Source organism: Variovorax frigidus (assembly GCF_051216515.1).
GTDB lineage: Bacteria > Pseudomonadota > Gammaproteobacteria > Burkholderiales > Burkholderiaceae_C > Variovorax.
This window is the reverse complement of the sequence record NZ_JBPJZF010000002.1, coordinates 815,042-832,239: the sequence shown is the minus strand read 5'-3', so window position 1 is coordinate 832,239 and position 17,198 is coordinate 815,042. Positions and strand designations below refer to the sequence as shown.

The following is a 17,198-nucleotide window of genomic DNA, read 5'->3' as shown; positions in this document are numbered from 1 at the left end:
CCTTTTCGCGTTCTTCCTTTCCTCTTCCCATTTTTCCCGGAGTCCATCGATGCCGCTCTACACCCCACCGCTGCGCGACATGCAGTTCGTCCTGCACGAAGTCCTCAAGGTCACCGACGAGTTCAAGGCGCTGCCGGTCCACGCCGAGACCGACATCGAGACCGTCAACGCGGTCATCGAGGAGGCCGGCAAGTTCGCGGCTGAAGTGACCTTTCCGCTGAACATCGGCGGCGACGAAGAAGGCTGCGTGCTCGACAAGACGACGCACGAGGTCAAGACGCCCACGGGCTTCAAGGACGCCTACGCCAAGTTCGTCGAAGGCGGCTGGGCGGCGTTGTCCTGCGACCCGAAGTTCGGCGGCCAGGGCCTGCCCTTCGTGGTCAACCAGTGCCTCTATGAAATGCTCAACAGCGCCAACCAGGCCTGGACGATGTACCCGGGCCTTTCGCACGGCGCCTACGAGGCGCTGGTGGCCCACGGCACCGACGAGCAGAAGAAGACCTACCTGCCCAAGCTGGTGAGCGGCGAGTGGACCGGCACCATGTGCCTGACCGAGCCCCATTGCGGCACCGACCTCGGCCTGCTGCGCACCAAGGCCGAACCGCAGGCCGACGGCACGTACCGCATCACCGGCAGCAAGATCTTCATCTCGGCCGGCGAGCACGACATGACGGACAACATCATCCATCTGGTGCTGGCCCGCCTGCCCGACGCGCCCAAGGGCAGCAAGGGCATCAGCCTGTTCGTGGTGCCCAAGTTCCACGTCAAGGCCGACGGTGCGTTGGGCGATCGCAACCCGATCTTCTGCGCCGGACTGGAGCACAAGATGGGCATCCATGGCAACGCCACCGCGCAGATCGTGATCGAAGGCGCCACCGGCACGCTGGTGGGCGAGCCCCACAAGGGTCTGGCCGCGATGTTCGTGATGATGAACGCGGCCCGCCTGGGCGTGGGCAATCAGTCGCTGGGCCTGACCGAAGTGGCCTACCAGAACGCACTGGCCTATGCCAAGGACCGCACGCAGATGCGCTCGCTGTCCGGCATCAAGGCCAAGGACAAGGAAGCCGATCCGATCATCGTGCACCCCGACGTGCGCAAGATGCTGCTCACGGCCAAGGCCTACGCCGAAGGCGGCCGCGCGCTGCAGATCTTCTGCACGCTGCTGCTCGACAAGGAGCACCACCATCCCGATGAGAAGGTGCGCAAGGACTCGGGCGAACTGGTCGCGCTGCTGACCCCCATCGTCAAGGCCTTCATCACCGACAACGGCCACACCGCGACCAACGCCTGCATGCAGGTCTTCGGTGGCCATGGCTTCATCAAGGAATGGGGCATGGAGCAGTTCGTGCGGGACAACCGCATCAACATGATCTACGAAGGCACCAACACCATCCAGTCGCTGGACCTGCTGGGCCGCAAGATCCTGGGCAACAACGGCGCCACGCTCAAGAAGTTCGGCAAGCTGGTCGGCGCGCTGGTGGCCGAAGAGGGCGTGAACGAGAAGATGAGCGAGTTCATCACGCCGATCGCGGTGCTGGGCGAGCAACTCACCAAGTTCACGACCGAGATCGGCTTCAAGGGCTTCCAGAACCCCGACGAAGTGGGCGCCGCGGCGGTCGACTACCTGCGCGTGGCCGGCCACTTCGTGTTCGGCTACCTGTTCGCCCGCATGGCCCAGGTCGCGCTGCGCGAAATCGCTGCGGGCAACACCGATCCGTTCTACGTCGCCAAGCTGCAGACCGCGCGCTTCTACTTCGCCAAGCTGTTCCCCGAGACCGCGACGCTGATGCGCACCGCGCGCGCCGGCAGCAAGGTGTTGATGGACACCGACGCCGCGCTGACCTGACGCGGGCCCTCATCTTTCTTCAACGCACCGGGAGACACGCATGAAAAAAACACTCGCGACCCTTCTGTTCACCGCCATCGCGGCGTCGGCCATGGCCCAGAGCACCCCTGTGGGGCTGTGGCGCAACGTCGACGACAAGACCGGCGAAGCCAAGGGTGAGATCCGGATCGCCGAAGCGAACGGTGCCTTGCTGGGGCGGCTCGAGCGCTCGTTGAAGAAAGACACCAAGACCGACGCGACCTGCGACGAGTGCCCCGACGACCGCAAGGGCAAGCCCGTCGTCGGCCTCGAGATCATCCGCGGCGGCAAGAAGGCCGAAGGCAAGGACGTCTGGGAAGGCGGCCGGATCCTCGACCCCGAGAACGGCAAGGAATACCGCGCGAGCTTCACGCCGATCGAAGGTGGCAAGAAGCTCGAAGTGCGCGGCTACATAGGCCCGTTCTGGCGAACCCAAACCTGGAACCGCATGCAATGATCCTCTCGGAATCCGTTCGCCCCGAGCCTGTCGAAGGGCAGTTTAAAGCGTGCAAGGCTTCGACAAGCTCAGCCCGAACGGACAGGGGCGCACGACGCGGGCGCCCGTGCATCCTGAGCCTGTCGAAGGGCGGCAAGCTCAGCCTGAACGGGCAGGGGCGCACGACGTGGGCGCCCGTGCATCCTGAGCCTGTCGAAGGGCGACAAGCTCAGCCCGAACGGGCAGCGGCGCACGACGCGAAATCCCGAAAAGTTGGCTGTTAGACAACGAGTAACTCAATGACAAATTCCCGATTTCAAGTGAAGAAAGTCGCCGTGCTCGGCGCTGGCGTGATGGGGGCGCAGATCGCGGCCCACCTCGTCAACGTGCGCGTGCCTGTCGTGCTGTTCGACCTGGCCGCGAAGGAAGGCCCGAAGAACGGCATCGTCACGCGCGCCGTCGACAACCTCAAGAAACAGAAGCCCGCGCCGCTGGGCGACGTGGCCGATGCCGTGCTCATCGAGCAAGCCAACTACGACGAAGACCTGGCCAAGCTTGGCGAGTGCGACCTGGTCATCGAGGCCATCGCCGAGCGCATGGACTGGAAGCTCGATCTCTACAAGAAGATCGCGCCGCACGTCGCCAAGCATGCGATCCTGGCCTCGAACACCTCGGGCCTGTCGATCACCAAGTTGAGCGAGGCGCTGCCCGAAGCACTGAAGCCGCGCTTCTGCGGCATTCACTTTTTCAACCCGCCGCGCTACATGTTCCTGGTGGAGCTGATCAACACGCCCACCACCCAGCCGCAGGTGCTCGACGACCTCGAAGCCTTCGTCACCAGCACGCTGGGCAAGGGCGTGGTGCGCGCGCACGACACGCCCAACTTCATCGCCAACCGCGTCGGCATCGCCGGCATGCTGGCGACCTTGAAGGAAGTCGAGAAGTTCGGCCTCACGCCCGACGTGGTCGACGACCTCACCGGCAAGAAGCTGGGCCGCGCCAGTTCGGGCACCTTCCGCACCGCCGACGTGGTGGGCCTGGACACCATGGCCCACGTCGTGAAGACGCTGCAGGACAACCTGAACGCCGAGACCGATCCGTTCTATGCCAACTTCGCGACGCCGCCGGTGCTGGCCAAGCTGCTCGAACTCGGCCACCTGGGCCAGAAGACCAAGGCCGGTTTCTTCAAGAAGGTCGGCCGCGACATCCTGCGTTTCGACCTCGCGAGCGGCGACTACGTGCCCGCCGGCGAGAAGGCCGACGAGGTGTACGGCCGCATGCTGAGGAAGCCCGCGGGCGAACGCCTGAAGCTGCTGCGCGAGAGCGAAGGGCCGCAGGGCCAGTTCCTGTGGGCCATCCTGCGCAACAGCTTCCACTACGCTGCCGTGCACCTGGCCACCATCGCCGAGAGCGCGCGCGACATCGACTTCGCGATGCGCTGGGGCTTCGGCATGAAGCAGGGCCCGTTCGAGCTCTGGCAGGAAGCAGGATGGGCGCAGGTCGCCAAGTGGGTACAGGAGGACATCGACGCGGGCAAGGCGCTGAGCAGCGCGCCGCTGCCGAAGTGGGTGTTCGAAGGCCCGGTGGCGCAGGCCGGCGGGGTGCACACGCCCGAGGGCTCGTGGAGTGCTTCGCAAGAAAAATTCGTGGCGCAGCGCAAGCTGCCGGTGCATGACCGTCAGCTGTTCCCCGAGAGCGTGCTGGGCGCGAACGCGGCCGATGCCAACACCGCCGGCACGACGATCAGCGATGAAGGCGACGTGCGCGTGTGGACGCTCGACGGCGAGATTCTGATTGCGAGCATCCAGTCGAAGATGCACGCCATCAGCCCCGACGTGGCCGAAGCGCTGGGCGCCGCGGTCGACCTGGCCGAAGCCGACTACAAGGGCCTGGTGATCTGGTCGCCCGACGAGGTGTTCTCGGTCGGCGCCGACCTGCAGGCGATGCTGCCGGCCTTCGTGGTCGCGGGCATCGGCGCGGTCGAAGGTGCGGAGGAAGAACTGCAGAACACGATGCTCAAGATCCGCTACGCGAGCGTGCCCGTGGTCTCGGCCGTGCGCGGCATGGCACTGGGCGGCGGCTGCGAGCTGGCGGTGTATTCCTCGAAGCGCGTGGCCGCGATGGAAAGCTACATCGGACTGGTCGAAGTGGGCGTGGGCCTGATCCCCGGCGCGGGCGGCCTGACCTACATCGCACGCCGTGCGGCGGAGAACGCCGCAGCGTCGACGGGCACCGATCTGCTGCCGTTCCTGACCGAAGGCTTCACCGCCGCCGCGATGGCAAAGGTCGGCACCGGTGCGCTCGATTCGAAGAAGCTGGGCTACCTGCTCGACAGCGACGTGATCGTGGCGAACAAGGACGAGCTGCTCTACGTGGCGCTGCAGCAGGCCAAGGCCATGGCCGACGCCGGCTACCGCGCACCGCTGCGCCGCAGCTTCCGCGTGGCGGGCCGCAGCGGCGCCGCGACCATCAAGGGCCAACTGGTGAACATGCGCGACGGCGGCTTCATCAGCGCGCACGACTTCCACATCGCAAGCCTGATCGCGAACGTGGTCACCGGCGGCGACGTGGACGCGGGCTCGCTCGTGACCGAGGAGTACCTGATGGTGCTGGAACGCAAGGCCTTCTGTTCGCTGATCGTGCATCCGAAGACGCAGGAACGGATCATGGGGATGCTGAGCACGGGGAAGCCGGTGCGGAACTGACGAGGTTTCCTCTTCCTCCTTCCCCCTCCGGGGGAAGGCAGGGATGGGGGCTCTCCAACCAATCACGATGCGAAACCAGGCCACACCGAACGCCCGCGCGAACGCGCAGGTGCTTCGCCGCGAGATGACCGATTCGGAGCGCAAGCTTTGGGCGGGGCTTCGCGCGGAGCAGTTGGGTGTGAAGTTTCGGCGCCAGCATCCGCTGGGCAACTACATCGCGGACTTCGCCTGCCTTGCGCCGAGTCTGATCGTCGAGCTCGACGGCTCGCAGCACCAGGCGCAGCAAGGCTACGACGAGCGACGCGATGCATTCTTCCGGGCGCAGGGTTTCGACGTGCTGCGCTTTGCATCCAACGATCCGTTTACCCATCTTGATGGGGTGCTTCAGGCGATTGCCAACCGGCTCGATCTGTTGACGGCCCCGGCCCCCATCCCCGCCTTCCCCCGGAGGGGGAAGGAGCAAGACAATCCAGGAGCTTCCTCATGAGCAGCAAACAAATCCAAGACGCCTACATCGTCTCCGCCACCCGCACGCCCATCGGCAAATCCCACCGCGGCTACTTCCGCAACTACCGCCCCGACGACCTGCTCGCGACCACGCTCAAGGCCGCGCTCGCGGCCGTGCCGGGCCTCGACCCCAAGGCCATCGAGGACATCATCTGCGGCTGCGCGATTCCCGAAGGCAGCCAAGGCCTGAACATCGCGCGCATCGGTGCGGTGCTGGCCGGCCTGCCCAACAGCATCGGCGGTATCACGGTCAACCGCTTCTGTGCCTCGGGCCTGTCGGCGGTGCAGATGGCGGCCGATCGCATCCGCGTCGGCGAGGCCGACGTGATGATCGCGGCCGGCGTCGAGAGCATGAGCATGGTGCCGATGATGGGCAACGCGCCCTCGCTGTCGCCCTCGATCTTCGAGCGCGAAGGCGACGTGGGCATCGCCTACGGCATGGGCCTCACGGCCGAGAAGGTCGCGCAGCAATGGAAGGTGAGCCGCGAGGCGCAGGACGAATTCGCTCTGGCCTCGCACCAGAAGGCGCTGGCCGCGCAGCAGGCCGGCGAGTTCGCCGACGAGATCACGCCCATCGAGGTCACCGACCGCACGCCCGACCTCGCCACCGGCGAAGCGATCGCGAAGACGCGCACCGTGTCGCTCGACGAAGGCGCGCGGCCCGACACCTCGATCGAAGGCCTGGCCCGGCTGCGCACCGTGTTCGCCGCGCGCGGCACGGTCACGGCCGGCAACAGCTCGCAGACCTCCGACGGCGCGGGCGCGCTGATCCTCGCGAGCGAGAAGGCGGTCAAGCAATTCGGCCTGACGCCGCTGGCGCGTTTCGTGAGCTTCGCGAGCAAGGGCGTTCCGCCCGAGATCATGGGCATCGGTCCGATCGAAGCCATCCCGGCCGCCCTGCGCTATGCAGGGCTCAAGCACGAGGACATCGACTGGTTCGAACTCAACGAAGCCTTCGCGGCGCAGTCGCTGGCCGTGATCCGCACGCTGGGGCTCGACCCGTCCAAGGTCAATCCGATGGGCGGCGCGATCGCGCTCGGGCACCCGCTGGGCGCGACGGGTGCTATCCGCTCGGCGACAGTCGTGCATGCGTTGCGGCGCAAGAATCTGAAGTACGGCATGGTCACGATGTGCGTGGGCATGGGCCAGGGCGCCGCCGGCATCTTCGAGCGGGTCTGATTCCCCAAGGGATCCGGCGCCACCGATCCAACAGGAGACAGGCAGTGACAGACCACGTATTCGACAAGGCGCTCGCGCTCCGGCACAGCGACATCCGCGCCGGGCATTTCACGGGCACGACCAGTCCCGACTACTGGAACATGGTCGGCCCCTTCGGCGGCATGACGGCGGCGATCGCGCTGCAGGCGGTGCTGCGGCATCCCGACCTGCTGGGCGCGCCGATCGCGCTGACGGTGAACTTCGCGGCCGCGATCGAAGCCGGCGCCTTCGACGTCCAGGCCACGCCGGTGCGCACCAACCGCTCGACGCAACACTGGACCGTGCAGATCACGCAGGCCGGCATCGACGGTGCACCGCAGATGACCACCACGGCCACCGTGGTCACGGCCGCGCGCCGCGACACCTGGGGCGGCACCGATCTGCCGATGCCGCAGGTTGCCGGACCCGCCGATGCGCCGCGCATGAGCGCCGGCCCCGCGGGCGTGGCCTGGCTCGCGCAGTACGACATGCGGCCGGTCAGCGGTGCGCCGCCCTCGACCTGGGACGGCAGCGGCGACCACAGCGAGACCCGGCTCTGGGTGCGCGATGCGCAGCCTCGGCCACTCGACTTTCCCTCGCTCGCGGCGATGAGCGACGTGTTCTTTCCGCGTGTCTGGCTGCGCCGTGCCAAGCCGGTGCCGGCCGGCACGGTCTCGATCACCACCTACTTCCACACCGACGCGGCGCAGATGGCCGAGGTGGGAAGCGGCTATCTTTTGGCCTCAGCGGTCGGGCAGCAATTCCGCAACGGTTTCTTCGACCAGAGCGCACAGCTCTGGAGCGACGCCGGCGTGCTGCTCGCCACCTCCAACCAGATCGTCTATTTCAAGGAATGACCTCATGAGCGACATCCTCGTCCACGCCGAAGCCGGCGTGATGACCCTGACCTTCAACCGCGTCGACAAGAAGAACTCGATCACCGGCGCGATGTACGGCGAACTGGCCGATGCGCTGGCCCGCGCCGAGCAGGACCCGGCCGTTCGCGCGGTGCTGATCCAGGGCGACCCGACCATCTTCAGCGCGGGCAACGACATCGGCGATTTCCTCAACGCCCCGCCCGCGACCACGGAGTCGCCGGTGTTCCGCTTCCTGCGCGGCATCGCCACCTTCCCCAAGCCCATCGTCGCGGCCGTCTGCGGCCCGGCCGTGGGCGTGGGCACCACGATGCTGTTCCATTGCGACCTGGTCTACGCGGGCGACAACGCGGCCTTCTCGATGCCCTTCGTCAACCTGGGCCTGTGCCCCGAGGCGGCCTCGAGCCTGCTGGTGCCGCAGATGTTCGGCTACCACCGCGCGGCCGAAGCGCTGCTGCTGGGCGAGCCCTTCATGGCCGAGGCGGCGCTCGAGATCGGCCTCGTGAACCGCGTGGTGCCGCCGACCGAAGCCAACGGCATCGCCCAGACGCAGGCCCGCAAGCTCGCGGCCAAGCCGCTCACGGCGCTGATCGAGACCAAGCGACTGCTCAAGAAATCGCAGCAGGCCGCGGTGCTCGAACGCATGGACGAGGAAGGCCAGAGCTTCGGCCGCATGCTGCGCGAGCCGGCGGCGCGCGAGGCATTTGGCGCGTTCATGGCGAAGCGCAAGCCGGACTTCTCGAAGCTCTGATCCACGGGCGTCTATTCGACGCCCAGCAAGTCGTACACCCTGCGCACATAGCCGCCGAATTCCGGACTGGTCTTGAGGTGCAGCCGGCGCGGCGAAGGCAGGTCGATCGCGAAGAAGTCGGCCATGCGCGCCGGGCCGGCCGTGAGCACGGCGCAGTGCGTGCCCAAAAACACGGCCTCCTGGATGCTGTGGGTCACGACCACGAAGGTCTTGCCCGTCTCCTCCCAGATGCGCAGCATCTCGAGGTTCATCTTCTCGCGCGTCAGCGCATCGAGCGCGCCGAAGGGCTCGTCCATGAGCACCAGTTTCGGGTCGTGGATCAGCGCCCGCGCGATGGCCGCGCGCTGCTGCATGCCGCCCGAGAGTTCGTAGGGCAGCTTGTCGGCGAAGCCGGTGAGGCCGACCATCTCCAGCAGTTCGTGCGCGCGCACGCGGGCCTTCTTGCGGTCCAGGCCGAGGATGTCGGCCGGCAGCATCACGTTCTCGAGGATGGTGCGCCACTTGAGCAGCACCGGCTGCTGGAACACCATGCCCACATCGCGGCCCGCGTTGAAGGGCGTGCCGCCGCCGATCTGCAGCGTGCCGCCGTCGTGGCCGTGCAGGCCGGCCAGGATCTTGAGCAGCGTCGACTTGCCGCAGCCCGAGGGCCCGACCAGCGACACCATGTCGCCCTCGTGGATGTCCATCGACACGTCGGACACCGCAAGGAACTCCTCGGTCTTGCCACCCGCCTGCTTCTTGCGGTAGACCTTGCGCAGTTGCTGCATGCGGATCAGCGGCGCCGCCGCCTGGACCGGCAGCGCGCTCATGCCAGCCACCGTGCCAGGTTGTCGCGCACGAAGGCATCGTCGGCCAGGTCGCCGTGCAGTCGGTAGACGCGGTCGATCTCTTCGCTCTGTCCGGGGCCCATGCCCTCGGCCGGATCCAGGCACCAGATGCCGTCGAGCAGGCCCTGGCGCCGCAGCACCTCGTGGCAGCCCGCGATGCAGCCGTGGAAGTTGTTCTTCACGTCGAAGAAGGCCGCGTTGCAGTCGGTCACCCGCGAATCGAGGGCCAGCAGCGCCGGGCTCAGCGCGCCGCCATGGGCCGCGATCTCGGCCTTGATCTGCGCGAGCTGCTGCACCGCGCTCGCGGTCCAGACCGACCAGTGGCCCAGCAGGCCGCCGCGGAAGCGCACCTGCACCGCGGTGCCGTCGCGCATCGCGCTGAAGGGCAGGGCGAGGTCGAGCACGATGTGGTCGTCGTTGCCGGTGTAGAGGAACACCCGCTCCTCGGCGCGCGCATCGACCACGCCACGCACCACGTCGATGGTGCGGTAGCGGTTGAAGGGCGCGACCTTGATCGCCAGCACGTTGGGGATCAGCGCGAAGCGGCGCCAGAAGTCGCTCGACAGGATCGGGCCGCCGACCACGGTCTGCAGGTAGAAGCCGATCAGCGGGATCTCCTCGGCCACGGCCTCGCAATGCGCGATCAGTTCGTCCTCCGAGGCCGAGGCCACGGCCGCGAGGCTCAGCAGGCCCGCGTGGTAGCCCAGGCCGACGGCCGTCCGCGCCTCGGCACGCGCCTGCGCCGTGGGGCCGCACAGGCCGGCGATCATCGCCATGGGGCGGTCGGTCCAGGCCGCGCGGTCTTCGGCCGCGGCGCGCAGCACGGTCTCGTAGAGGCCGCGTTCGCGGATGCTGAACTGCGTCGTGTGCACGCCCACGGCCAGGCCACCCGCGCCGGCATCGGTGTAGTAGCGGGTGAGCGCGCGCTGGCGGCGGCGGTCGAGCTGGCGGTCGGCGTCGAGCGCCAGCGGGTGGGCCGGAATCACCGTGCCCTGCGCCAGCAGCGCCAGCACGTCGGCGGGAAGATCGGATCGTTGCAAGGCCATCGAAACTCCTGGAAAGGTGAAGGGCCGCTCAGCCGTACTCGGGGCCGGCGATGGCGTGGAGGAAGGCAGTCTGGCCGACGGGCACGGGTTCGCCCAGGGCCATGCGCACGAAGCCGCGCTGCGGCGTGAAGCCGGCGGCGCCGAGTTGCTCGCGCAGCAGAGCGCGCATGTCGGGCACGTCGACCATCAGCGGACCGGGCGTGCTGTCGGCAAGCTCGGCCAGCAGCAGCGCGGCGGCGGCTTCGTCGGTCGCGATCAGCGGGCCGATCTGGTGGGCGATGCGGCCGGCGCGCACGATCGCGAAGCCTTGCGCATGGCGCTGCAGGCGTGAGCCCGCACGCCCGGCCAGGTGCGCGAGCACGAGGCCGCGCGCCAGGCCCAGCGCCTCGGCGTCGAGGGCGGCGAGTCGTTCGAGGCCGGCCGGTTCCTGCCGCGCCAAAGCGCGGCTCGGCACCGCGGCGGGGCGCTGCCAGCGCGTGAGGCGCCACAGCGGCGCGAAGCCGTACCGGGTGTAGAGCCGCTCGCCCGCGGGCGTGGCGTCGAGCAGCGCGACCCGGCCCTGGCGTTGCACTTCGCGCAGGCAGTGCTCGAAGACCGTGCGGCCCAGGCCCTGGCCGCGCAGCGCGGGCGCGACCAGGATCATGCTGATCCAGGCGCCCGTGTCGCCCATCGGCAGTACGGCGCCGCTGGCGCCGATGCGCCCCTCGCCATCGCGTACCGCGAACAGCGTGCCCTGCTGCGAGAACAGCGCCCAGTCCTCGGCGGTCTGGTTCCAGCCGCTCTGTACCACCAGCGCGTCGAGCATCGCCAGCGTCCCGTCGTCGAGCGCACCGAGCGTCTCGACCACGTGCACCGGCGCGTCGAGTTCAGTACTTGCCATCGCGCGACTCGAACTTGGTCGGCTTGCCATACAGCCGCTGCTCGCGTGCGATCCAGTCGGCGACCCAGCCGAGCTGCTGCGACAGCGGCACCTGCGGGTAGCCGAACAGGCGCTCGGCCTCGCCGGTGTTCATGAGCCAGGCGGTGGGTGCTTCGCTGCCGGTGATCTGCACGGGCTTGCCGAAGCGGCGGCCGAACTCCTCGGCCAGCCAGCGGATCGAGGTGGTCTCGGGGCCGCTCACGTTGATCGGCGAGGTCGGCACCGTGGCCACCGCCAGGCAGCGCAGCGCCTGCGCGTTGGCATCGCCCTGCCAGATCACGTTGACGTGGCCCATGGTCACGTCCACCGGCTCGCCGCGCCAGACCTTCTGCGCCACGTCGGCCAGCACGCCGTAGCGCAGGTCGATCGCGTAGCTCAGGCGGAACAGCCGGCCGGGCGTGCCGTGCTGCTGCGAGAAATACTCGAACATGCGCTCGCGGCCGACGCAGGAGTTCGCGTACTCGCCGGGCGGGCTGGGCGGCAGGTCTTCGGACGCGCCCTGGCCGGCGACGGGCACGAAGGGGTACACGCAGGCGGTCGAGAAGGCCACGATGCGCGAACCGCTGAAGGCCTGCGCCACCAGGGCCGGCACGTGCACGTTCATGGCCCAGGTCAGCGGGTTGTTGTCGTCGCCGCCGAACTTGCGCCCGGCCATGAAGACCACGTTGGCGCATTTCGGCAGTGCGGCCACGGCGGCGGCATCGAGCAGGTCGCAGACGATGGTTTCGATGCCGTGCCCATGCAGCATCTCGCGCATGCCGGCCTCGCTGAAGCGCGCGACCGCGATCACGCGGCGGTGGGCGGGCAGGGCGTTGCGTGCCAGCCGCGCCAGCGTCGGGCCCATCTTGCCGCCGACGCCGAGGATCATCAGGTCGCCGTCGAGGCGTGCGAGGTCGTCGATGAGTTCGCGCGACGGCGTGGCGAGGTAGTCCTCGAGTGCCTGTTCGGTCTCGAAGTGCGTGGGGAAAGCGCGCGTGTCGAGCACGGCGGCGGGCGTGGGGGTGGAGGCGGTCATTGGATGCGGGCGTCCTGGGTGATGAAGAAGCGCTCCAGCAGCAGGACCAGCAGGTAGAGCAGCACGCCGAGGCCGGTGATCAGCAGCACGGCCATGAAGACGGCGGGGGTGTCGAGCGAGGCCTGCACCTGGATCATCAGGTAGCCCAGACCCTTGTCGGAGGCGATGAACTCGCCCACCACCGCGCCGGCCACGGCCAGGATGGTGGCGACCTTCATGCCCGAGAACACGTAGGGCAGCGAGCCCGGCAGCTGGATGTAGCGGAACAGCTGCCAGCGCGAGCCCTTGAGCGCGCGCACCAGGTTCAGCAGATCGGGCTCGGTCTCGTTGAGCCCGCGGATCGTGGTCAGCAGGATCGGGAAGAAGCACAGGCTGAAGGTGATCAGGATGTTGGGCCCGATGCCGTAGCTGAACCACACGATGATCAGCGGCCCCATCGCCACCTTCGGGATCATGTTGAGCGTGACCAGCAGCGGGAAGGCCAGCAGCATCAGGCGCCGGCTGGTGATGAACAGCAGCGCACACAGAATGCCCAGCACCAGGGCCAGCACATAGCCGCCGAACACCTCGAGCGCGGTCACGCCGGTGTTGGACAGCCAGTGGTAGTTGCCGTTGCCCAGCGTGGCCAGCACGCGCGAGGGCGCGGGCAGGATGAAGGTCTGGATCGAGAACACGCGCACCGCGAGTTCCCACAGGCCGATGCCGGCCAGGTGGACGCCGACGACGGCGGCCCAGCGCTGCCAGGCGGGGCGGTCCTGGCTGCTGTCGGGGCCGCCGGCCGCGCGGGTGGCGGGCGGATCGGCGGCGGGTGCGGTGGCGGAGGCCGTCATGGGGGTGTCTTCCTCGGGAGTGCGGGTCGAATCCAAATCATAGGATTCGCCCGACGCACTGTCAACCAACTGGTTGATAAATTATCGAGGAAGGCGTCGGCGCCGCCGGCTGCGAAGTCAGAGACTCAAGGCCGCAGCGCGTTGAGCGCGAAGGCGATCACATGGCGCCGCCGCTGCACCAGTGCGCCGCGCGAGCCCAGCGACTTGCCGAAGATGGCCGACAGCGTGTGGTTGTTGGAGAAGAAGAAGTAGGAGATGCCGGCGATCGAGATGTAGAGGTTGATCGCATCGAAATCGTTGCGGAACACGCCCTGCTCCACGCCGCGCTCGAGCGTGGCCTCGAGCATCTCGATGAAGGGCGAATGCATTTTCTGCAGACGCTCGGAGCCCAGGATGTGCTGGCCCTGGTTGCGGTTCTCGTCGGTCAGCAGGGCGAGGAACTCGGGGTGCTCGGCCAGGTAGTCGAAGGAGAAGCCGATGAGCTGCGTCATGGCTTCCACCGGCTCCAGCGCGCCCAGCGACAGTGCCTGCTCCTTCTCGCGGATCGCCGCATACACCGACTCGAGCGCCACCAGGTACAGGCCCTGCTTGCTCTCGAAGTAGTGATAGACCAATTGCTTGTTCGCACCGGCCGTGCGCGCGATCTCGTCGACCCGCGCGCCGGCGAAGCCGTTGCGCGAGAACTCGGCCACCGCAGCGGCCAGCAACGCCTCGCGCGTGGCGGCGGCATCGCGGCGCGCGGGGCCTTCGGCCTGCGTGGTCTTCTTCTTGCGAGGGACGGTCGTGGGGGCGGATGAAAAAGCTGGAGAAGAGGCCATGCGTACTGCTCGCGTTCTGTTGTATTGCTTGTCAACCAAACAGTTGGTAATATGAATTCTAGTCCCGATCCACCCCTTCATTCTGGAGCGATCCCCATGCGAGCACGCGCGTCTTCCGTCTTCTTCACCGCCCTGTGCGCCCTGGGGCTCACCGGCACGGCCTCGGCCGCGGATTCGATGAACCTGATGCTCAACTGGACGCCGACCGCGGACCATGCGCCGATCTACTTCGCCAAAGCCAAGGGCTGGTACACCGAAGCCGGCATCGACCTGAGCATCGAGGCCGGCAAGGGCTCGGCGCTGTCGGCGCAGCGCGTGGGAACCGGCGGCGCCAACCTCGGCATCGCCGACCTGCCGACCGCCATCCAGGCCGTGGGCAAGGGCGCGGACCTGAAAGCGGTGATGGTGATCTACGCGAACAGCCCCCAGGGCTTCTACTGGCTCAAGTCCTCGGGCATCAACGGCCCCAAGGATTTCGTCGGCCGCAAGATCGGCAACCCGCCCGGCGACGCCGCGCGCCTGATGTGGCCGGCCTTCGCCAAGAAGACGGGCATCGACCCGGCGGGCGTGAACTTCGTCAACCTGAGCCCGCAGGCCAAGGTCGGCGCGCTCAAGAGCAAGTCGGTCGACATCATCAGCGACTTCTACAACGAGCACGACCTCAAGGTCCGCGAGTTCGGCCCCGACCTGGGCTTCGTGGCCTGGCGCAGCATCGGCGTGAACGTGTACGGCAACTCGCTGTTCGTGAACGGCGCCTACCTCAAGGCCAACCCCGAGCGCGTGCGCAAGTTCGCGGCCGTCACGCAGCGCGCCTACGCGGCCTGCGTGAAGGACTTCGCGCCCTGCCTCGATGCGCTGACCGCCAGCGTGAGCGGCCTGACGCCGGACAACCAACGCGACCAGTGGGAACGCATCAAGCAGCTGATGCGCGACGACACCACCACCGGCGTGGCGCTAGGCGCCTTCGACGGCGCGCGCGTCAAGGCCGACTACGAACTGGTCAAGGAAATGATCGGCATCGAGAAGGGCTTCGAGCCGGTCGCGCTGTTCACCAACGAGTACCTGGACAAGTCGGTGCGCATGAGCGGCAACTGACGACCGGGATCAGGCCGTCGCGGCGATCGGCCGCGGCCGCCCGTGGTCGTCGATCGCGACGTAGGTGAAAGTGGCTTCGGTCACCTTGATGTAGTTGCCCTGCGCCTTGAAGCGCTCGGCGAAGACCTCGACCGTGACGGTGACCGAGGTGCGCCCGATGCGCACCAGCTTCGAATAGAAGGACAGGATGTCGCCGATGCGCACCGGCTGCTTGAAGACGAACTCGTTGACCGCCACGGTCGCCATCCGGCCCAGGGTGTAGCGCGCGGGGATCACCGAACCGGCCAGGTCGCACTGGGCCATGACCCAGCCGCCGAAGATGTCGCCGTTGGCGTTGCAGTCGGCGGGCATCGGGATGACCTTGAGCACCAGCTCCATGTCGGTCGGCAGGCTCTTGAGGACAGCGGCCACGTTGGCGTCGGGAGAATGGGACATGGGCACAATCGAAGCAAATAACAGCCAGATTGTCTCCCATGCGCCGCAGCGGCGAAGCCCTTTCCTCTCCCCACCATGCACCCGGCGGCGCGCCCGAACGGGCCGACCGCTCCGACTGGGCGACGCTTCGACGCCTCTTCCCCTACCTCTGGGATTACAAATGGCGGGTGCTGGCCGCGCTGACCTTCATGGTCGGCGCCAAGGTCGCCAACGTCGGCGTGCCGGTGCTGCTCAAGACCCTGGTCGACACCATGACGCCCAAGCCCGACATGGCGCAGGCGCTGCTCGTGGTGCCGATCGCGCTCTTGATCGGTTACGGCCTGCTGCGGCTGTCGACCTCGCTGTTCAGCGAACTGCGCGAGCTGGTGTTCGCCAAGGCCACCGAGGGCGCGGCGCGGCGCATCTCGCTGGAGGTGTTCCGGCACCTGCATGCGCTGAGCCTGCGCTTCCACCTCGAGCGGCAGACCGGCGGCATGACGCGCGACATCGAACGCGGCACGCGCGGCGTGCACTCGCTGATCTCGATGTCGCTCTACAGCATCGTGCCGACCATCATCGAGCTGGTGCTGGTGCTCACCATTCTGGGCGTCAAGTTCGATGCGCTGTTCGTCTGGATCACCGGTGCCGCGCTGGTTCTGTACATCGGCTTCACCGTGACCGTGACCGAGTGGCGCACGCAGTTCCGCAAGACCATGAACGAGCTCGACACGATGGCGCAGAGCCGCGCGGTCGATTCGCTGCTGAACTACGAGACCGTCAAGTACTTCAACAACGAGGAGTTCGAGGCGAAGCGCTACGACGCCAGCCTCGACCGCTACCGCAAGGCCGCGATCAAGAGCCAGCGCACGCTGTCGATGCTCAACACCGGCCAGCAGCTGCTGATCGCCGTGAGCCTGGTGCTGATGCTGTGGCGCGCCACCTCGGGCGTGGTCGAGGGCCGCATGACGCTGGGCGACCTGGTGATGGTCAACGCCTTCATGATCCAGCTCTACATCCCGCTCAATTTCCTGGGCGTGATCTACCGCGAGATCAAGCAGAGCCTGACCGACCTCGACAAGATGTTCGTGCTGATGGAGAAGGACCGCGAGGTGCAGGACGCGCCGGGTGCGATGCCGCTGGCGGGCACCGACGCCACCGTGCGCTTCGAGGACGTGAGCTTCGCCTACGAGCCCGCGCGGCCGATCCTCCAGCATGTGAGCTTCGAGATTCCGGCCGGCAAGACGGTGGCGGTGGTCGGCCCTTCGGGTTCCGGAAAATCCACGCTGGCCCGACTCTTGTATCGCTTCTATGACGTCCAGCAGGGAAAGATCACCATCGGCGGCGAGGACATCCGCCAGGTGACCCAGTCCAGCGTGCGTCAGGCCATCGGCATCGTGCCGCAGGACACGGTGCTGTTCAACGACAGCGTGGCCTACAACATCGCCTACGGCCGCCCGGGCGCGACGACCGAAGAGATCGAGGCGGCGGCCAAGGCCGCGCGCATCCACGACTTCATCGCCGCCACGCCCAGGGGCTACGACACGCCGGTCGGCGAACGCGGCCTGAAGCTGTCGGGCGGCGAAAAGCAGCGCGTGGCCATCGCGCGCACCTTGCTCAAGAACCCCCCGATCGTGATCTTCGACGAGGCCACCTCGGCGCTGGACTCGGCCAACGAGCGCGCGATCCAGTCGGAGCTCAAGAGCGCGGCGCAGAACAAGACCACGCTGGTCATCGCACACCGGCTGTCGACCGTGGTCGATGCGCACGAGATCCTGGTGCTCGAGGCCGGCGTGATCGTCGAGCGCGGCACCCACGCGGAGCTGCTGGCGCGCCAGGGGCGCTATGCGCAGATGTGGGCGCTGCAAAAAATCGAGGCGGCGCCGGTCAATCTTTGAACAC

Annotated in this window: 16 protein-coding genes; 9 read left to right on the top strand and 7 right to left on the bottom strand. The window is 67.6% G+C overall.

The genetic code is table 11. The annotated features are described in order from the left end of the window. The first annotated feature begins 49 nt into the window (after positions 1–49). From ACSFBC_RS09135 to ACSFBC_RS09105, 7 genes are all read left to right on the top strand, one after another. A complete protein-coding gene (locus ACSFBC_RS09135; protein WP_435509981.1) occupies positions 50–1,846 on the top strand; it encodes an acyl-CoA dehydrogenase C-terminal domain-containing protein in 1,797 nt (598 codons plus the stop codon). A 40-nt stretch (positions 1,847–1,886) separates the two neighbouring features. Next, positions 1,887–2,321, top strand: a complete 435-nt coding sequence (locus tag ACSFBC_RS09130; RefSeq protein WP_435509980.1) for a DUF2147 domain-containing protein — start codon at positions 1,887–1,889, stop codon at positions 2,319–2,321. 278 nt (positions 2,322–2,599) lie between these two features. Then, positions 2,600–5,005 carry a 3-hydroxyacyl-CoA dehydrogenase/enoyl-CoA hydratase family protein gene (locus tag ACSFBC_RS09125; protein ID WP_435509979.1) on the top strand — a complete coding sequence of 802 codons (2,406 nt, stop codon included), beginning with the start codon at positions 2,600–2,602 and terminating at the stop codon, positions 5,003–5,005. 67 nt (positions 5,006–5,072) lie between these two features. Further along, complete coding sequence (locus tag ACSFBC_RS09120) at positions 5,073–5,492, top strand: endonuclease domain-containing protein (RefSeq protein ID WP_435509978.1); 420 nt, start codon at positions 5,073–5,075, stop codon at positions 5,490–5,492. After that, complete coding sequence (locus ACSFBC_RS09115) at positions 5,489–6,691, top strand: acetyl-CoA C-acyltransferase (protein WP_435509977.1); 1,203 nt, start codon at positions 5,489–5,491, stop codon at positions 6,689–6,691. The genes ACSFBC_RS09120 and ACSFBC_RS09115 overlap by 4 nt, the downstream gene beginning before the upstream one ends. A 44-nt stretch (positions 6,692–6,735) precedes the next feature. Then, positions 6,736–7,566 (top strand): acyl-CoA thioesterase, encoded by an 831-nt coding sequence (locus tag ACSFBC_RS09110; protein WP_435509976.1) that lies wholly within the window; start codon positions 6,736–6,738, stop codon positions 7,564–7,566. Between the two features lie 4 nt (positions 7,567–7,570). Then, a complete protein-coding gene (locus ACSFBC_RS09105) occupies positions 7,571–8,335 on the top strand; it encodes an enoyl-CoA hydratase (RefSeq protein ID WP_435509975.1) in 765 nt (254 codons plus the stop codon). An 11-nt stretch (positions 8,336–8,346) separates the two neighbouring features. Here ACSFBC_RS09105 and ACSFBC_RS09100 read toward each other — a convergent pair whose 3' ends face one another. From ACSFBC_RS09100 to ACSFBC_RS09075, 6 genes are all read right to left on the bottom strand, one after another. Next, positions 8,347–9,144, bottom strand: coding sequence for an ABC transporter ATP-binding protein (locus ACSFBC_RS09100; protein WP_435509974.1), 798 nt, complete (start codon positions 9,142–9,144; stop codon positions 8,347–8,349). Then, positions 9,141–10,208: a dihydrodipicolinate synthase family protein gene (locus tag ACSFBC_RS09095; protein ID WP_435509973.1), complete on the bottom strand. Its 1,068-nt coding sequence runs from the start codon at positions 10,206–10,208 to the stop codon at positions 9,141–9,143. The genes ACSFBC_RS09100 and ACSFBC_RS09095 overlap by 4 nt, the downstream gene beginning before the upstream one ends. Positions 10,209–10,236: 28 nt before the next feature. After that, positions 10,237–11,088, bottom strand: coding sequence for a GNAT family N-acetyltransferase (locus ACSFBC_RS09090; protein WP_435509972.1), 852 nt, complete (start codon positions 11,086–11,088; stop codon positions 10,237–10,239). Continuing rightward, positions 11,075–12,142: an NAD-dependent epimerase/dehydratase family protein gene (locus ACSFBC_RS09085; RefSeq protein ID WP_435509971.1), complete on the bottom strand. Its 1,068-nt coding sequence runs from the start codon at positions 12,140–12,142 to the stop codon at positions 11,075–11,077. Before ACSFBC_RS09085 ends, ACSFBC_RS09090 begins: the two co-directional genes overlap by 14 nt. Further along, on the bottom strand, positions 12,139–12,972 hold the full coding sequence (locus ACSFBC_RS09080; RefSeq protein WP_435509970.1) for an ABC transporter permease: 834 nt from the start codon (positions 12,970–12,972) through the stop codon (positions 12,139–12,141). The genes ACSFBC_RS09085 and ACSFBC_RS09080 overlap by 4 nt, the downstream gene beginning before the upstream one ends. Before the next feature lie 125 nt (positions 12,973–13,097). Continuing rightward, the gene (locus ACSFBC_RS09075) at positions 13,098–13,790 is read right to left on the bottom strand and encodes a TetR/AcrR family transcriptional regulator (RefSeq protein WP_435509969.1); all 693 of its coding nucleotides are present in this window, start codon (positions 13,788–13,790) and stop codon (positions 13,098–13,100) included. A gap of 96 nt (positions 13,791–13,886) precedes the next feature. Between ACSFBC_RS09075 and ACSFBC_RS09070 the strand changes: the two genes are divergently transcribed. Next, positions 13,887–14,885 (top strand): ABC transporter substrate-binding protein, encoded by a 999-nt coding sequence (locus ACSFBC_RS09070; RefSeq protein ID WP_435509968.1) that lies wholly within the window; start codon positions 13,887–13,889, stop codon positions 14,883–14,885. A 9-nt stretch (positions 14,886–14,894) separates the two neighbouring features. Here the strand turns inward: ACSFBC_RS09070 and ACSFBC_RS09065 are convergent, their stop codons facing one another. Next, entirely contained in the window at positions 14,895–15,320 is a 426-nt protein-coding gene (locus ACSFBC_RS09065) for an acyl-CoA thioesterase (protein WP_435509967.1), read from the bottom strand. Between the two features lie 38 nt (positions 15,321–15,358). Between ACSFBC_RS09065 and ACSFBC_RS09060 the strand changes: the two genes are divergently transcribed. Then, positions 15,359–17,194, top strand: a complete 1,836-nt coding sequence (locus tag ACSFBC_RS09060) for an ABCB family ABC transporter ATP-binding protein/permease (protein ID WP_435509966.1) — start codon at positions 15,359–15,361, stop codon at positions 17,192–17,194. The last annotated feature ends 4 nt before the right edge of the window (positions 17,195–17,198 follow it).